At 62.4% G+C, this 14664-nt stretch carries 15 protein-coding genes and 1 tRNA gene; 13 read left to right on the top strand and 3 right to left on the bottom strand.

Features of this window, described 5'->3' with window-relative positions:
* Positions 1 to 6 precede the first annotated feature (6 nt).
* On the bottom strand, positions 7 to 429 hold the full coding sequence (locus J2858_RS12380; protein WP_210105103.1) for a DUF4864 domain-containing protein: 423 nt from the start codon (positions 427 to 429) through the stop codon (positions 7 to 9).
* 225 nt (positions 430 to 654) lie between these two features.
* On the opposite strand from J2858_RS12380, the gene J2858_RS12375 reads away from it, so the two are divergent.
* The 3 genes from J2858_RS12375 (at position 655) to J2858_RS12365 (ending at position 3242) form a co-directional block, all read left to right on the top strand.
* Positions 655 to 1875 carry an MFS transporter gene (locus J2858_RS12375; RefSeq protein ID WP_210105102.1) on the top strand — a complete coding sequence of 407 codons (1221 nt, stop codon included), beginning with the start codon at positions 655 to 657 and terminating at the stop codon, positions 1873 to 1875.
* A 60-nt stretch (positions 1876 to 1935) separates the two neighbouring features.
* Positions 1936 to 2517 carry a J domain-containing protein gene (locus J2858_RS12370; protein WP_210105101.1) on the top strand — a complete coding sequence of 194 codons (582 nt, stop codon included), beginning with the start codon at positions 1936 to 1938 and terminating at the stop codon, positions 2515 to 2517.
* A gap of 443 nt (positions 2518 to 2960) precedes the next feature.
* Entirely contained in the window at positions 2961 to 3242 is a 282-nt protein-coding gene (locus tag J2858_RS12365) for a hypothetical protein (protein WP_210105100.1), read from the top strand.
* A gap of 87 nt (positions 3243 to 3329) precedes the next feature.
* On the opposite strand, the gene J2858_RS12360 is transcribed toward J2858_RS12365, so the two are convergent.
* A tRNA-Ser gene (locus J2858_RS12360) sits at positions 3330 to 3419 on the bottom strand.
* Between the two features lie 236 nt (positions 3420 to 3655).
* On the opposite strand from J2858_RS12360, the gene J2858_RS12355 reads away from it, so the two are divergent.
* The gene (locus J2858_RS12355) at positions 3656 to 5089 is read left to right on the top strand and encodes a lipopolysaccharide biosynthesis protein (protein ID WP_210105099.1); all 1434 of its coding nucleotides are present in this window, start codon (positions 3656 to 3658) and stop codon (positions 5087 to 5089) included.
* Positions 5090 to 5126: 37 nt separating this feature from the next.
* Here the strand turns inward: J2858_RS12355 and J2858_RS12350 are convergent, their stop codons facing one another.
* Positions 5127 to 5510 carry a VanZ family protein gene (locus J2858_RS12350; protein WP_210105098.1) on the bottom strand — a complete coding sequence of 128 codons (384 nt, stop codon included), beginning with the start codon at positions 5508 to 5510 and terminating at the stop codon, positions 5127 to 5129.
* Positions 5511 to 5825: 315 nt separating this feature from the next.
* Between J2858_RS12350 and J2858_RS24240 the strand changes: the two genes are divergently transcribed.
* The 9 genes from J2858_RS24240 (at position 5826) to J2858_RS12305 (ending at position 14636) form a co-directional block, all read left to right on the top strand.
* Positions 5826 to 7082, top strand: coding sequence for a septal ring lytic transglycosylase RlpA family protein (locus J2858_RS24240; RefSeq protein WP_432443344.1), 1257 nt, complete (start codon positions 5826 to 5828; stop codon positions 7080 to 7082).
* A gap of 65 nt (positions 7083 to 7147) precedes the next feature.
* Entirely contained in the window at positions 7148 to 8326 is a 1179-nt protein-coding gene (locus J2858_RS12340) for a D-alanyl-D-alanine carboxypeptidase family protein (protein WP_210105096.1), read from the top strand.
* 73 nt (positions 8327 to 8399) lie between these two features.
* Positions 8400 to 9107, top strand: a complete 708-nt coding sequence (gene tmk, locus J2858_RS12335) for a dTMP kinase (RefSeq protein WP_210105095.1) — start codon at positions 8400 to 8402, stop codon at positions 9105 to 9107.
* Positions 9104 to 10132 carry a DNA polymerase III subunit delta' gene (locus J2858_RS12330; RefSeq protein ID WP_210105094.1) on the top strand — a complete coding sequence of 343 codons (1029 nt, stop codon included), beginning with the start codon at positions 9104 to 9106 and terminating at the stop codon, positions 10130 to 10132. The genes tmk and J2858_RS12330 overlap by 4 nt, the downstream gene beginning before the upstream one ends.
* Positions 10133 to 10232: 100 nt before the next feature.
* Positions 10233 to 11792, top strand: coding sequence for a methionine--tRNA ligase (metG, locus tag J2858_RS12325; RefSeq protein ID WP_210105248.1), 1560 nt, complete (start codon positions 10233 to 10235; stop codon positions 11790 to 11792).
* A 5-nt stretch (positions 11793 to 11797) separates the two neighbouring features.
* Positions 11798 to 12580, top strand: coding sequence for a TatD family hydrolase (locus tag J2858_RS12320; protein WP_210105247.1), 783 nt, complete (start codon positions 11798 to 11800; stop codon positions 12578 to 12580).
* Positions 12581 to 12584: 4 nt separating this feature from the next.
* Complete coding sequence (locus J2858_RS12315) at positions 12585 to 13427, top strand: MBL fold metallo-hydrolase (protein ID WP_210105093.1); 843 nt, start codon at positions 12585 to 12587, stop codon at positions 13425 to 13427.
* Between the two features lie 108 nt (positions 13428 to 13535).
* Positions 13536 to 14018, top strand: a complete 483-nt coding sequence (locus J2858_RS12310) for a DUF2938 domain-containing protein (RefSeq protein ID WP_210105092.1) — start codon at positions 13536 to 13538, stop codon at positions 14016 to 14018.
* A gap of 78 nt (positions 14019 to 14096) precedes the next feature.
* A complete protein-coding gene (locus tag J2858_RS12305) occupies positions 14097 to 14636 on the top strand; it encodes a GNAT family N-acetyltransferase (protein WP_210105091.1) in 540 nt (179 codons plus the stop codon).
* The last annotated feature ends 28 nt before the right edge of the window (positions 14637 to 14664 follow it).

Raw genomic sequence — 14664 nt, 5'->3', positions numbered from 1 at the left:
AAGCCGTCAGATGCCTGTGCTGGTGGTGTTTTTGATGAGGCGCACGCCGTTGACCCGGTATTCGCCGTCGTCCTGCCGGCGCAGCTCGTAGACGCAGGTCCAGTCGCTGCCCTCTCCGTCGATCATCACTTCCTGATAGACGATGGCGCCGTCCTCTACGCTTCTCGCCCGTCCGAAGGCATAGCGCCCCGCCTTGCGCAGGGGCGCGTAGCTGCGGCTGACCATGGCGCTGAACCGCGCCTGATCCGGAAAGAGGCTGCGGATGCCGGGTGCTGCCAGGGCATAGGCTGTCGCATCGTCGCCGTGCGTCAGCGCCTCGATCTGGCGGGCGATCACGGCGCGGGCGGTGTCGAGTGTCTCTTCGGCCCTCAACGGCATGGCGCCGATGAGCGTCAGAAGCAAAAGGCCAAGCACGGTTCGAAGCTTCATGATGCACCCCCTTTGCATAATGGGAATTCGTGGCAAGACGACCCTGTGTACGGCAGCAAGCTTGCGCCGACCGGAGATTGCCGCAGCCGCCACTGTTTCCCTGTGGACACTACGGCGCAAATAGCGTCGCCGATCACAGCGACATGCTCTGCCGCGTCTTGTTGATTGGCAAGAGCGGTGCCAGAGGTGATCACCTCACCCCCGCCGTTCCGGATAAATTCCCCGATGCCCATTCTTGCGCCGCCCGCGCTGCTGTTCTTTTGCAATGCGCTTCTCTTCGTTTCCCTCTTCACCCGTCTTCCCGCCATTCAGCAGGGGCTCGGCGTCGACAAGGCGGTCCTCGGCATGGCGCTGCTCGGTGCACCGGTCGGTACATTTTTGGCGCTGCCGATTGCCGGGCGGGTGACAGCGGCGCTGACCCCGCGGGTGGCAGCACCTTTGATGCTGACGATTGCCGGCCTGATGACGCCGCTCCTGACCATCGTGCCGGTCTGGGGCTTTTTTCTCGGCTTCCTGCTCTTTGGCTTTTTCCGCACCATTCATGACGTCTCCGCCAACATGATTTCGACCGGGATCGAACAGCGCACCGGCCGCAAGGTCCTGTCGCGCAGCCACGGCTTCTGGTCGGTCGGATTGCTGGCCGGCTCTCTCGTCTCGGGCTTCCTTGCCGCGCGCGACGTGAGCCCGTTCGTGCATCAGTCGGGAGCGGCCCTCTTTGTGCTTGTCTCCAGCCTCGTCGTCTGGAAGATCGCGCCGGTCGAGCCGCGCGCCGTTCCGCGCCCGTCCGGCCGACGCCCGGTCTTCGTGCTGCCGGACCGGATCATCGTCCTCATCTGTATCATGGTGTTCGGCATCGGCATCAGCGAGGGGGCGATCTATGACTGGGGCATCTTTTATTTGCGCGAAGTGCTGCATGCGGATGCGGCAACGGCGGGTGTGCTCTATGCAGGGTTTACGGTCGGCATGGGCGCCACACGCATGGTGGGCGACGTGCTGCGTGAAAAGTTCAGGCCCTTGACGCTGGTGCGCGGCTCCGCCGCCTGCGTTGCGATCGGTCTTGTGGCCCTTCTGTCCACCGGCGGGCTGCCGCTTGCGGCAGCAGCACTTTTCCTCATCGGCTGCGGTGTCGCTCTCGGCTTTCCGCTGGCGGTGGCAACGACGGTGGATCTTGGCCGCGGCCAGACTGCCGACAATCTTGCAGCGCTTTCGCTGACGCTTCTCCTCTCCAGCATCGGCGTGCCGCCCCTTCTCGGCTTTGTTGCAGAACATGTCGGCCTTGCGGCGAGTTTTGCCTTGCTCTTGCCCTTCCTCTGCGTCAGCGTGATCATGGCGCCCGTGGCAGAAGGCCGCGTGCCGCGTTTCCTGTCGGGCTTTGTCAAGGTTGCCAGGACTGGGGAAAATTCCGATCCGGCCGCCGTTTCGCCACAAGATGCCGCGAGGGGTTGAGGCTTGCACTGCGGGAGACTAGGAGAGGTGACCTTGGACGCCCCGAAACCAGGTGGAACCGTGACCGACCCATACAAGACACTCGGCGTGCCGCGCGATGCCGATGGCGCCGCCATCAAATCGGCCTATCGCTCAAGGGCCAAAAGCGCGCATCCGGATTCCGGCGGTGACGTGGAGGCCTTTGCGCGGCTGAAGACCGCCTATGAACTGCTGCTCGATCCGGTGCGTCGCAAGATTTATGACGATACCGGCTACGACCCGCAACTGACGGACGCCAAGGACCTCGAAGGTCTGCTGCTGCTCGACGGGCTGGTGAACGAGATCATTCTCGACGAGCGGCCGCCGGGCAGTTTCGATCCGGTCTCGGCCATGCGCCGCAAGCTCACCGACCGGATCGTCAATGCGCGGTTTCACATTCTGGAGCTGGAGCGCCACCGCGGCCGCATCCGCAACCACATGGACCGCATGGGAAAGCGCCCGGAAAGCGATGTGCTGGGCCGCATGCTGACGGCGCGTTGCGATGCCATCGCCGATGCCATGACCAAGGCCGAGACCGAGATCAAGGTGATCGAGCAGGCCTATGCTATGTTGGAAGGCTATTCCTACGAGCTGGAAGTCGAACTGCCGAAGGCGGCCGAATAATTTCTTTTGATGGGCACCTGGCGGGCGGGTTGGTGATACAGCCGACCGCTGACGCTGCCGACGCGCGTGCCGACACCCGCACGGTTTTAAAGAAGGTGATCCCGGGCCGGATGGGTGGGAAGCTCGCCTGCCATTTCGTTGGCCAGAGGAAGAAAGCGGAAAAATACCCCTGTTCTCCATCCCCATCACGTCCGCTTGACACGGCCCGGGTTCAAAGGACGAACCGCCACCCTCGCGATCTGTTCCAGACATTTTTGCCCTGGAGGTCTCAGGCGGGTGATGCCGGAAAGCGTCGGAGGGAACCAAACGCGGTGATGATCGGTTGAAGGAGTTTACCACCGCGCATCATCGTTCCGGACAATGCTCTCGACGGTGATGCGTCATCTTAACGCTTGAACGTCACGGCCTTTCCATCATGCCGGGACGGAACGGGAGGAGTGACCATGGCTTACAGCCCCAACGACCGCGGTCCAGACATTCCGCCGACACGCGGCAAAACCCGATCGACAGCCGTCTGGATCGGCCTTATCGCCATCGTTCTGATCGGCGGTTTACTCTGGTCGCAAAGCGGCACGCCGACGGATCCCACAACGACCTCGTCGACCACGCAGTCCCCCGCCAGCCAGTCGCCCGCAGCGCCGATGCCCGGCGCCGGCACGCCTGCGGCAGGAACGAGCGACGCCAATCCGGCACCTGCCACGCCTGCACAGCCCGCTCAGCCCTGAGCCGCGACAATCGACGCAAGAGGCCTCTTCCGCATCGCGCGGGAGGGGCTTTTTGTTGGGACGATGACTAAGCTGCGGGAGGGAAACTGGCGGAAGAGGTGGGATTCGAACCCACGGTACGGTTTCCCGCACGCCGGTTTTCAAGACCGGTTCCTTAAACCACTCGGACACTCTTCCAAAGCAATGAGGGCGAACGGATGCTCACACGTTCGCGTTTATAGCCAGGCTCGGGCGCGCGTCAACAGATGATTGGATAAGCCGGGACTTCCGCTTGATAACGCAAGCGCAGCATGATCTCTTGCGCTGCAGCAATCCTGCCCTAGATCGGCCATGGTATCCCCGTTCGATAGGGTTGCATCGGCGCCAGTATGATGGTTCCGGATGTCGTGGTGGCAGAGAAATGGAGTGGTTGAATGGCGTCGCAACGAAGGACGATCACAGGCGTTGCGTGGAGCATTTCATCCAAGATTGCCATATTCACCCTGAAATTCGTGAGCGTGCCGATCCTCGCGCGCTACCTGTCGCCCTCCGAATTGGGCATGGTGGCAAGCGGGATGATCGTCATCACCTTTCTCCTGATGTTTGCAGGCGCGGGGCTGACGGCGGGCCTCATTCGCGATGCGCGGGAAGATGCCGTCAGCGATAACACCGTCTTCTGGACGAATTTCGCCATGTCGGTTTTTCTCGGCTGCGCGGTCTATGTCTTTGCTGATCCACTGGCCGATCTTCTCGGCGCGCCGGAAGCGAGCTGGCTCCTCCAGGTGTTTTCGCCGCTTTTCGTGCTCTATCTCGTGCCGGATGTGCCAAGCTCGCTTCTGGCGCGGCGCATGGCATTCGACCGGGAGGCCTTTGTCACGGTGGTTGCCGAAGCGATCGGCGCCTTGGCCGCCATTGCCGTCGTTCTCGGTGGATATGGCATCTGGGCGCTCATCGCGCAGCTTTATGTCAGCGCCGTGCTGCGGTTCGTCGGCCTCTTCATCGCGGCGGCCTATTGGCCGCGCCTGCAGTTTGCCGCCCATGAGCTGAAGCGCCATGCGAGCTACGGCATGCGACTGGTGGGGGCCGATTTCGTCAATTTTCTCTCCTTCCAGTCACCGATCATCGTCATTACGCGGATGCTCGGCCTGCCGGACGCGGGCACGTTCAACCTGACCAACCGCCTCTCCGACCTGCCCAACCAGATCGTCCTCACGGGCCTGATGAGCGTGCTGTTTCCCTCGTTCAGCCGGATGAATGACGATACGCTGCGCCAGTCAGAAATCCTGTCGCGCACCACGCGTGCCACGACGCTTCTCCTGGCGCCGCTTCTCTTCGGCATCTGGGCCGTGGCGGAACCGGCGATGGCAGTGGTTTTTGGCGAAAAATGGCTGTTTGCCGCTCCGGTCCTCGGGCTTCTGGCGGTCTCCAAGGGCATCATGTCGCCCTGCGGCAGCTTCATTCCCTATCTGAAGGCTACCGGTCATGCCTCGGTGCTCTGGTGGTTCGGCCTTGGCCGGGCAATCACCGTGGTCAGCGCCATGGTCATCGGCGCATCGGTCGATGGGCTTGTCGGGCTTTGCCTTGCCGTCTGCATTGCCAATGTCGGCGTGCTTCTCGCCTATCTGGCGGTGGTGCTGAAGGTGGCGCGCCTGCCGCTGGCGCAGGGCATGCGCGATACGCTGCTGCCGCTCGGCCTTGCCGCAGTAATGGCGGTTGCCGTGAGGTTCCTGCTGGAAAGCGGCGCGTTCGGGCTCGATCGGCCGCTGCTGCAATTGGCCCTCGGCGTTGCAGCCGGTGGCGCCGTTTATGGAGTGCTTCTGGCGCTCACGCAGCGCCGGCTGATCCTCGAACTCGTGCGTCGAACCTGAGCGGCGACACTCGACCTCTGCGACCCGGACGATTGTCCTAGCCGGCGCTTCGCCGCGCCAGTCGGGCAGGGCTGTCAGCCCATTTTGCGCGCAGCCAGCCGATCGCGATGGCGGCAAGGCTGCCCGCCACGGCGCCGCCTGCCTTGACGCAGGCATCGGGCAACTGGGCGTGACGTGTCGGCGAAATGAGCTGCAGCGCCTCGATTGCGCCGGCGCCAAGCGCCAGCACGACCAGGAGCATCCAGGCCTTCTTCGGGTAGGCGCTGACAAACAGGAAGGCCATCACCGCAAAGGCAAGCGCCCGGTCGATGTCGACAGGAAGCGGATCATGCGGGCGAAGGCCGATCGGCGACACGGTGACGAATATGATTGCGGCAAGCGAGGACCACGCAAGAAACTTCAGGAGGCGGGATGTCATCATTCCGTCACGATAGGCGGCGGCCGGAGACGACGGCAAACCAAGAACTCGTGATCTCGAGGACCCTTCGCGTTATTTCGGGATTCGGAGAAGAACAGCCGCTTTTCGGGCCGTCTGGCGCCTGGGGATTTTAGCGATTGGTTAACCATAAGTCATTGTAATTCTAACTATCCACGGTTTTGGATCGCATTTTGGCCATGTTGCGGGCAAAACTGCAGGCCTGTGAGCCCGAAGCCGTTAACCATGCGGAGCAGAGGGCGCGGGAGAAGCCAGGACGAGGACCCGGGCGTTATCCCCAAGCGGCATGGGAACGATATTTTGACGTCTGAGAGTGGCAAACTTCATCTGGGGGCGCGTTGGCTGGGGATTACCCTCGTCTGCGTCGGCATGGCGTCCTGTGCGGCGACACCATCGACGACCGTCGCCAAGAAGAACAAACCGAAGAGCAAGGAATATTTTTCCGAGAGCGAGTACGGCGTGAAGGCAAGCCCGCGCGTCGTGGCGGAAGGCCAGCCCGTGCCGAAGGGCGGCGGACGCTTTCTCGTTGGAAATCCCTATGAGGTGAAGGGCAAGGTCTACGTGCCGAAGGAAGACCCGAACTATAACAGGTCGGGTCTGGCATCCTGGTACGGATCGGCCTTCCATGGTCGTGTCACCGCCAATGGCGAAGTGTATGACACCGAAAGCATTTCCGCTGCCCACCCGACCTTTCCGCTGCCGAGCTATGCGCGCGTCACCAATACCGATACCGGCTCCTCCGTCATCGTGCGTGTCAATGATCGCGGGCCGTTCCATCCCGGCCGTCTGATCGACGTCTCCAGCAAGGCGGCCGATCTCCTCGATTTCAAGCGTACCGGCACCGCGCATGTGAACGTGCAATATGTCGGCCGCGCGCGGATGGACGGCCGCGACATGCCGTTCCTGATGGCCTCCTATATCCGCAAGGGCGATCGGATGCCGGGCATTCATCCGGATGGCCAGGTCGCCTCCGGCGTGATGGTCGCCTCCAACCAGTCGCTGGGCGACCAGTTGCAGAGCTATGGCAATGGCGGCCCGACCGCCTATGCCGGTTCGACGCCCACCAGCGGTTCCCCCAAGCGCCAGGGTTCGGCCTTTGCGGCAGTCGCCCGCACCTATGAGGCTGCGCCTCTCACCGCATCCGGTCTGCCGCAAAGCGCGCCCGCGCCCTACAACCGTCCGGGCACGGCGCACGCTTCCGAAGGCCGCACGGCTGAGGCGAAGCCGGCGGCAAAGGCCGGCCAGTCCTATGCGGTAGCCTCGCTCCCCGCTGCCGTCGCAAAGCCGGTTGAGGCGCGCCCCGTCGTGCAGAAGCAGCCTGCCGTTTCCGCAAAGCCCGTCGCGGTCCAGCCGGTTGCGCAGGCGCGTCCCGTGATGCCGCCGATGGAAGCGCCGGTTCGCAAACCCATCCGCCAGGCGTCGGCGCCTTCCACGCAGACCGCCTATGCGGCGCCAGTGCATACGGCGGCCCAGCCGCAGGTGATTTTCGGCAATGTCATCCTGCGGGATGATGGCCGCATCGAGCCTGCCGTACCGCAAAAAGCAGCAAGGCCCTGATCCTGCGGTTGCGCCGACCGGAAGGCCTTGCTACCCACGAACTCATGCGGTTGATGAGTTTGCCGATGCGCTTTGCCTTTTCCACGTCCTTCGTCCTGGTTGCAGCCTTTGCGGCGGCCGCGCTTGCCTGCGTCCCGACGGCGCAGGCGGCGGATGAGACTCGGCTGCCGGGCCTGAAGTCCAAACAGATCTACATGGTGGAGGAGCGATCCGGCACCGTGCTTCTGGCGCAGAATGAAAACCAGGCCTTTCCACCCGCCTCGCTTGCCAAGCTGATGACGATGGACCTCGTCTTCGAGGCGCTGGCGCAGGGCGAGGTGACGCTTGATACGACCTATCGGGTCTCGGAAAACGCCTGGCGCACCGGCGGCGCGCCCTCCGGCACCACCACGATGTTTGCGGCCCTTCGCTCCGAAATCCGGCTGGAAGACCTCATCAAGGGCGTCATCATCCACAATGCCAACGATGCCTGCATCATCATTGCCGAGGGTGTGAGCGGATCGGAGCAGGGCTTTGCCGCGCGCATGACGGCCCGCGCCCGCGATCTTGGCCTGTCGCGCAGTCTCTATGCCAATGCAACCGGTCTGCCGGAGGGCGAAAGCCGCACGACGGTGCGCGACCTGGTCGAGCTTGCCCGCCATATCCGCCGCACCTATCCGCAATTTTATCCCCTCTACGCCCAGCCGGATTTCGAGTGGAACAAGATCTTCCAGCGCAACAAGAACCCGTTCCTGTCGCTTGGCATGGGCATTGACGGGTTGGGGGCAGGCTATGCCGAAGGCGCAGGCTTTGCCGGCGTTGCTTCCATCGAGCGGGATGGCACCCGGCTGTTTCTGGCGCTCGCCGGTCTTTCGAGCGACAAGGATCGTCTGGACGAAGCGCGTCGCGTGCTTGAATGGGGGCTTTCCTCCTTCACCACGCGCGTGCTTTTTGCCGAAGGTGAAACCGTCGGCCAGGCGACGGTCTATGGCGGCGACCATCACTCCGTGAACCTCTCGGCAAAGGGGCCGATCGAGGTCTACATTCCAAGCCGCGATGCGCCGCGGCTTTCCGGCCGCATCGTCTACCGCTGGCCGCTCAAAGCACCGGTCAGCGAAGGGCAGGAGGTCGGCGTCCTCAAAGTCTTCGAGGGGGAACGGCCGCTGAAGGAGGTGCCACTTTATGCCGCCTCGGCCGTCGCCTCCGGTTCGCTTGTCTCGAAGGCTACCGATGCGCTGATGGAGCTTCTGCTGTTCTGGCTCTAAAACGGGCTGCTGTTTCGCAAGCGTGCACAATGCGCTAAGGGAAGTCACCAGACAGCGTGAGAGCGGCGGCAGAGTGACGGAAATCCGGGGATTGTTCGTAAGTTTTGAAGGCGGGGAAGGGGCAGGTAAATCCACCCAGATCCGCCGGCTGGGCGATGCTTTGCGGGCAGAGGGCCATGATGTGGTGGTGACCCGCGAGCCGGGAGGATCCCGCGGTGCCGAATCGGTCCGCCATGTTATTCTCTCCGGCGCGGCCGAACCCTTCGGCGTGCGGATGGAAGCCATGCTGTTTGCGGCTGCCCGCAATGACCACGTGACGGCGCTGATCCGGCCGGCACTGGAAAAGGGCAGGGTGGTGCTCTGCGACCGTTTCATCGATTCCTCGCGTGTCTATCAGGGGATTACCGGCAATCTGGAGGAGCGCTTCATCGACCGGCTGGAGCGCGTGGCGATCGATGGCGTGCGCCCGGATCTCACCATCATTCTCGACCTTCCGGCCGAACAGGGGCTCGCACGGGCGCGCAAGCGCAGCGCCGATCAGGGCTCCACCGACGCACCGGACCGGTTTGAAAGGGAAGAGATCGACGTGCATGAAATGCGCCGCCGCGCTTTTCTCGATATTGCAGCGCAAGAGCCTGGCCGATGCCGTGTGGTCAATGCCGCACGCGACGAGGACGAGATCGCGCGCGACATTCATGCGATCGTGCGGCAATGGCTGGATGGCGAGACGAAGGCCGTGGGCGCCACCAATTCCAATTCTGGCGCGGAGAGCCTGACATGAGCGATCTGCCCTTCGGCGTGCTTGACGGCGCCATCCCTCCGCAGACCAACAGCCATCTGTTCGGCCATAACGAGGCGCAGGATTTTCTGGCGGGTTTTTACCGCTCGGGCCGCAGCCACCATGCCATTCTTGTCGAGGGGCCGGAAGGCATCGGCAAGGCGACGCTGGCCTTCCGCTTTGCAAACCATGTTCTCTCTCATCCCGATCCCGAAACGGCACCGCGATTTCTGGCGGATCCGGACCCGGCTTCGCCGGTCAGCCGCCAGATTACCTCCGGCGCATCGCACAATCTTCTGCACCTGACGCGGCCGGTGGACGAAAAGACCGGCAAGGCGAAAACCGCGATCACCGTGGACGAGGTGCGCCGGGCAGGACACTTCTTCTCGCAGACATCGGGCACCGGCAACTGGCGCATCGTCATCATCGACCCGGCTGACGATCTTAACCGCAATGCCGCCAATGCCATCCTGAAAATCCTTGAGGAGCCGCCGAAGCGGGCACTGTTCCTGGTGCTCAGCCACGCGCCCGGCAAGCTTCTGCCCACCATCCGCTCCCGCTGCCTGCCGCTGAAGCTTCAGCCTCTCGGCGAGGCGGATCTGACGCAGGCACTATCGTCGCTCGGCATTACGCTCGATGGCGGGCGCATGGCACAGGAGGTGCTCGCGGCATCGAACGGCAGCGTGTCGCAGGCGCTCAAACTCATGAACTATGGCGGCATCGATATCATCGCCGCCTTTGCCGAGGTGACTGCATCGTCGGGCCCGGCCGCCCGCAAGGCGATGCACCGGCTGGCCGATGTGCTGTCGGCCAAGGACAATGACGTGATCTTCGGCTTCTTCCTGGAGCATCTGCGTGAAAGCCTGGTCGCCCGGGCGCGTACGGCGGCTTATGCGGGGGATCTCGCCGGCGCAGACCGCGCCTCGCGCCTGTCCTCCGCCATTGCCGAGCGGATGACCATTTCGCAGGCCTATAATCTCGATCGCAAGCAGACGATCATTTCGCTTCTGGAGGATGTGGCGCAGTAGCCCGGCCGTTGCTTGCGCTGCCGATTGGAAACTTGCTGTTTCGCATCGGCGAAACATGGGTTAAGACGCGGGCCAGAGAAATTCACGAATGCTGGCCGAAATGTATTCCAAAACGCCCTATTACATCACCACTGCCATCTCTTATCCGAACGGCAAGCCGCATATCGGCCACGCCTACGAGCTGATCGCGACGGATGCCATGGCGCGCTTCCAGCGGCTGGACGGCAAGGATGTCTTCTTCCTCACCGGCACCGACGAACACGGCCAGAAGATGCAGCAGACGGCGCGTGCCGAAGGCATTTCGCCCGAGGCGCTTGCGGAGCGGAATTCCAACGAATTCCGTGAGATGGGCAAGCTTTTGAATGCATCGAACGATGATTTTATCCGCACCACCGAAAAGCGCCACCACGCGACGGTGCAGGAGGTGTGGCGCCGCATGGAGAAGAACGGCGACATCTACAAGGGTGGCTATGCTGGCTGGTATTCCGTGCGCGACGAAGCCTATTACCAGGAAGAGGAAACCGAGCTGCGGGCCGATGGCGTGCGTTACGGTCCCCAGGGCACGCCGGTCGAATGGGTGGAAGAGGAAAGCTATTTCTTCAAGCTCTCCGCCTATGAAGAGCGGCTCCTGAAGCTTTACGAGGACAAGCCGGACTTTATCGGCCCGAACGAACGCCGCAACGAAGTTATCTCCTTCGTGAAGTCGGGCCTGAAAGATCTCTCGATTTCGCGCACCACCTTCGACTGGGGCATCAAGGTGCCCGGCGACGACAAGCACGTGATGTATGTCTGGGTCGATGCACTGACCAATTACATCACCGCCACCGGCTATGTCGAAGACGAGAACGGGGCGCGGGCGAAATACTGGCCGGCGGATGCTCATATCATCGGCAAGGACATCATCCGCTTCCACGCCGTCTACTGGCCGGCTTTCCTGATGTCGGCCGGACTGCCGCTGCCAAAGCGCGTCTATGCCCACGGCTTCCTGCTCAACAAGGGCGAGAAGATGTCGAAGTCGCTCGGCAACGTGGTCGATCCGGTCAATCTCGTCACCCATTTCGGGCTCGACCAGGTGCGCTATTTCTTCCTGCGCGAGGTTTCCTTCGGCCAGGACGGCAGCTATTCGGAAGAAGCGATTGCCACCCGCATCAACGCCGATCTCGCCAATGGCATTGGCAATCTGGCGTCGCGCTCGCTGTCGATGATTGCCAAGAACTGCGAGGGCAGGGTGCCGCAGCCCGGCGAACTGACCGATGCCGACCGGGTGATCCTCGCCACGGCCGATGCCGCGATTTCCATCTGCCGCGAGGAAATGGCGCGCCAGCAGGTGCACAAGGCCGTGGCCGCTACCATCAACATCGTCAACGAGGCGGACCGCTATTTCGCCGCCCAGGAGCCCTGGGTGCTGCGCAAGACGGATGTGCCGCGCATGGAAACGGTGCTGTGGGTGACCGCCGAAGTGGTGCGCCAGATCGCCGTGCTATTCCAGCCGATCATGCCGGAATCGGCGGCCAAGATCCTCGATCTCGTGGCGGTTGCACCTGAACATCGCGGCTTCGACAGGCTGGGCGAGGCGGGTCGCCTCGTGCCCGGCACGGAGCTTCCGGCGCCTGCCCCGGTCTTCCCGCGTTATGTGGCGCCCGAGGTTTCGCCGGCATGACGGCGATGCTGATCGATAGCCATTGCCACCTGGATTTTGCCGATTTCGACGCCGAGCGCGACGAACTGGTATCGCGCGCCCATGCGGCGGGCGTTTCCCAGATGGTGACGATCTCGACGCGGGTGAAGAAGCTCGACACGCTGCTTGCGCTCACCGAGCGGTATCCATCCGTGTTCTGCTCGGTCGGCACGCATCCGAACAATGCCGGCGAAGAGCTGGACATCACCGCCGACGATCTGGTGCGGCTGGCGCAAAGTCACGAAAAGATCGTGGCGATCGGCGAGGCGGGTCTCGACTATTTCTATGATACGCAGACGCCCGCCGACCAGCAGACCGGCTTTCGCCGCCATATCGAGGCTGCGCGCCGCACTGAGCTGCCGCTCGTCATCCATAGCCGCAGCGCTGACGAGGATATGGCGCAGATCTTGACCGAGGAAACGGGGAAGGGCGCCTTCCCCTTTATCCTGCACTGCTTTTCCGCCGGCCAGGTGCTGGCCGATGCCGGCGTGGCGCTCGGCGGCTATATCTCGTTTTCCGGCATCCTGACCTTCCCGAAATCCGAAGAGCTGCGCGCCATTGCGAAGACCGTGCCGATGGACCGGCTGCTGGTGGAGACGGATGCGCCATATCTGGCGCCAAAACGCTGGCGCGGCAAGCGCAACGAACCATCCTACGTGGTCAACACGGCCGAGGTTCTGGCTGCGGTGAAGGGCGTGTCCTATGAGGAGATGGCGGAGATCACCACCGCCAACGCGTTCCGCTGCTTTTCCAAGATGACGAGGATCTGACATCGTGGCGGGTGACCGGCTTCGTTTCACCATTCTCGGCTGCTCGTCGTCTCCCGGCGTGCCGCGGCTCGATGGCGACTGGGGTGCCTGCGATCCCAACGACCCGCGTAACCGCCGCCGCCGCGCAGCGCTTCTGGTGCAGCGGCTGGCAGCCCATGGGGGCGTGACGACCCTCGTCATCGACACCGGGCCGGATTTTCGCGAGCAGATGATTTCAGCCGGTGTGAAGCGGCTGGACGGCGTCCTTTATACCCATGCCCATGCCGACCATCTGCACGGCATCGATGATGTCCGCGGCTATTTCCATTCGCAGCGCCAGCGCATTCCGATCTGGGCCGATCCCTTCACCATGGGGCGCATCCGCCAGGGCTTTGGCTACTGCCTGGAAACGCCGCCGGGCGGCAACTATCCGCCGATCGTTCTGCCGCACCTAATCGAAACCCTGGATGCGCCGGTGGTGGTGGACGGGCCGGGCGGGCCGATCCGCGCTTATCCGCACCTGCAACAGCATGGCGATATCCAGTCGCTCGGCTTCCGCTTCGAAAACGTCGCCTATTGCAGCGATGTCAGCGATTTTCCGGCAGAAAGCCTTGAGCGGCTGCAAAATCTCGACATGCTGATCATCGATGCCCTGCAATACACGTTTCACCCGAGCCATCTGTCCCTGGAACAGGCGCTCGGCTGGATTGGACGTCTACAGCCGAAGCGCGCGATCCTCACCCATATGCATGTGCCGATGGACTACCGCACCGTGATGGCGGAAACGCCTGAGCATGTGGAGCCGGCCTATGATGGACAGAGCTTCGAATGTGATGTGACCGACTGTGATGTAAACGACGAGGAATGACTGAGGGCCGCGGCGGCGGGGTTGTCGGTGTGAAATTTGGTTGGGCCATCGTGACCGGTGAACATGACGTGGTCCGGTACAGGGCAAAAAAGAGAGAAGGTGTCGGGCATGGGGGCTTTGATCTGGTACGGCACGGCTCTAGGGATCGTGGCAACACTTGCCATGGATGTTTGGGCGCTCTTCCTTTATGCGGCGCTGAAGCAGAACCGCCCGAACTGGCGCCCGGCCGGCCGGTGGTTCGTTGCGGTATCACGCGGCCGTTTCCTGCATGAAAACATCACAGCGCTTGAAACGCATCCCCAGGAAAACCTGATCGGCTGGACCGGCCATTACGCTGTCGGCATTCTCTACGGCATCGTGTTTGCAGCAATCGTCGGCATGGACTGGCGCCAGGACCCGGCATTTCTGCCGGCGTTTGTCTTCGGCATCATCACCGTCGGCGCCGGCTGGTTCATCATGCAGCCCGGCATGGGCCTCGGGATTGCCGCATCGAAAACACCAAACCCCAACAAGGTCCGCTTCCTCAACCTCGCCGCTCACACGATCTTCGCCCTTGGGCTTTATGGCGCGGGCCTCGCGCTGGCCGGTTGATCGTTCGACGACCATTGCAAACAGACTTTGTGGCGGCTTCCTATTTCGCACATGAGCAAACGGCGATAACGTGCTGCAATGGATATTATTACAACACTGCGCCTGACCTTGCGAAACTTCCAGATCGACGATGCTGCCGATCTTTTTGCCTATCTTTCCGATCCGAAGGTCAGCTGTTTCCTGTCCCTCAAGCTCGATCATATGGATGCGGCAAAGGCAGAAGCGGAAAAACGCAGTGGAAGCGATGACTACATTGCTGTCTGCCTGAAAGAGACAGACAGGGTCATCGGCGACCTGTTTGCCATACCGGAAGAAGATACATATTCGGTGGGATGGAACTTCAACCCGGACTTTGGCGGAGCGGGTCTGGCTTCGGAAGCGGCGCGTGCCTTGCTCCAGTTTCTTTTTGCCGTGAAAGATGCACGCAGATTATATGCCTATGTCGAGGACAACAATCTTCCGTCGCAGCGTCTGTGCGAACGTTTGGGGATGCGCCGGGAGGGTGTGTTCAAGGAGTTCATCTCGTTTACAAACGACGACGACGGTAACCCGATCTACGAGAATACGATGCAATACGCGATCCTTCGAAAGGAATGGGAAGCAAACCAGACCGGGTGATCGCCGGGATCCTCGTGATGGCAGCATT

Origin of the sequence: Neorhizobium galegae (assembly GCF_017877135.1) — a bacterium.
GTDB lineage: Bacteria > Pseudomonadota > Alphaproteobacteria > Rhizobiales > Rhizobiaceae > Neorhizobium > Neorhizobium galegae_A.
This window is presented reverse-complemented; position numbering and strand designations above follow the sequence as displayed.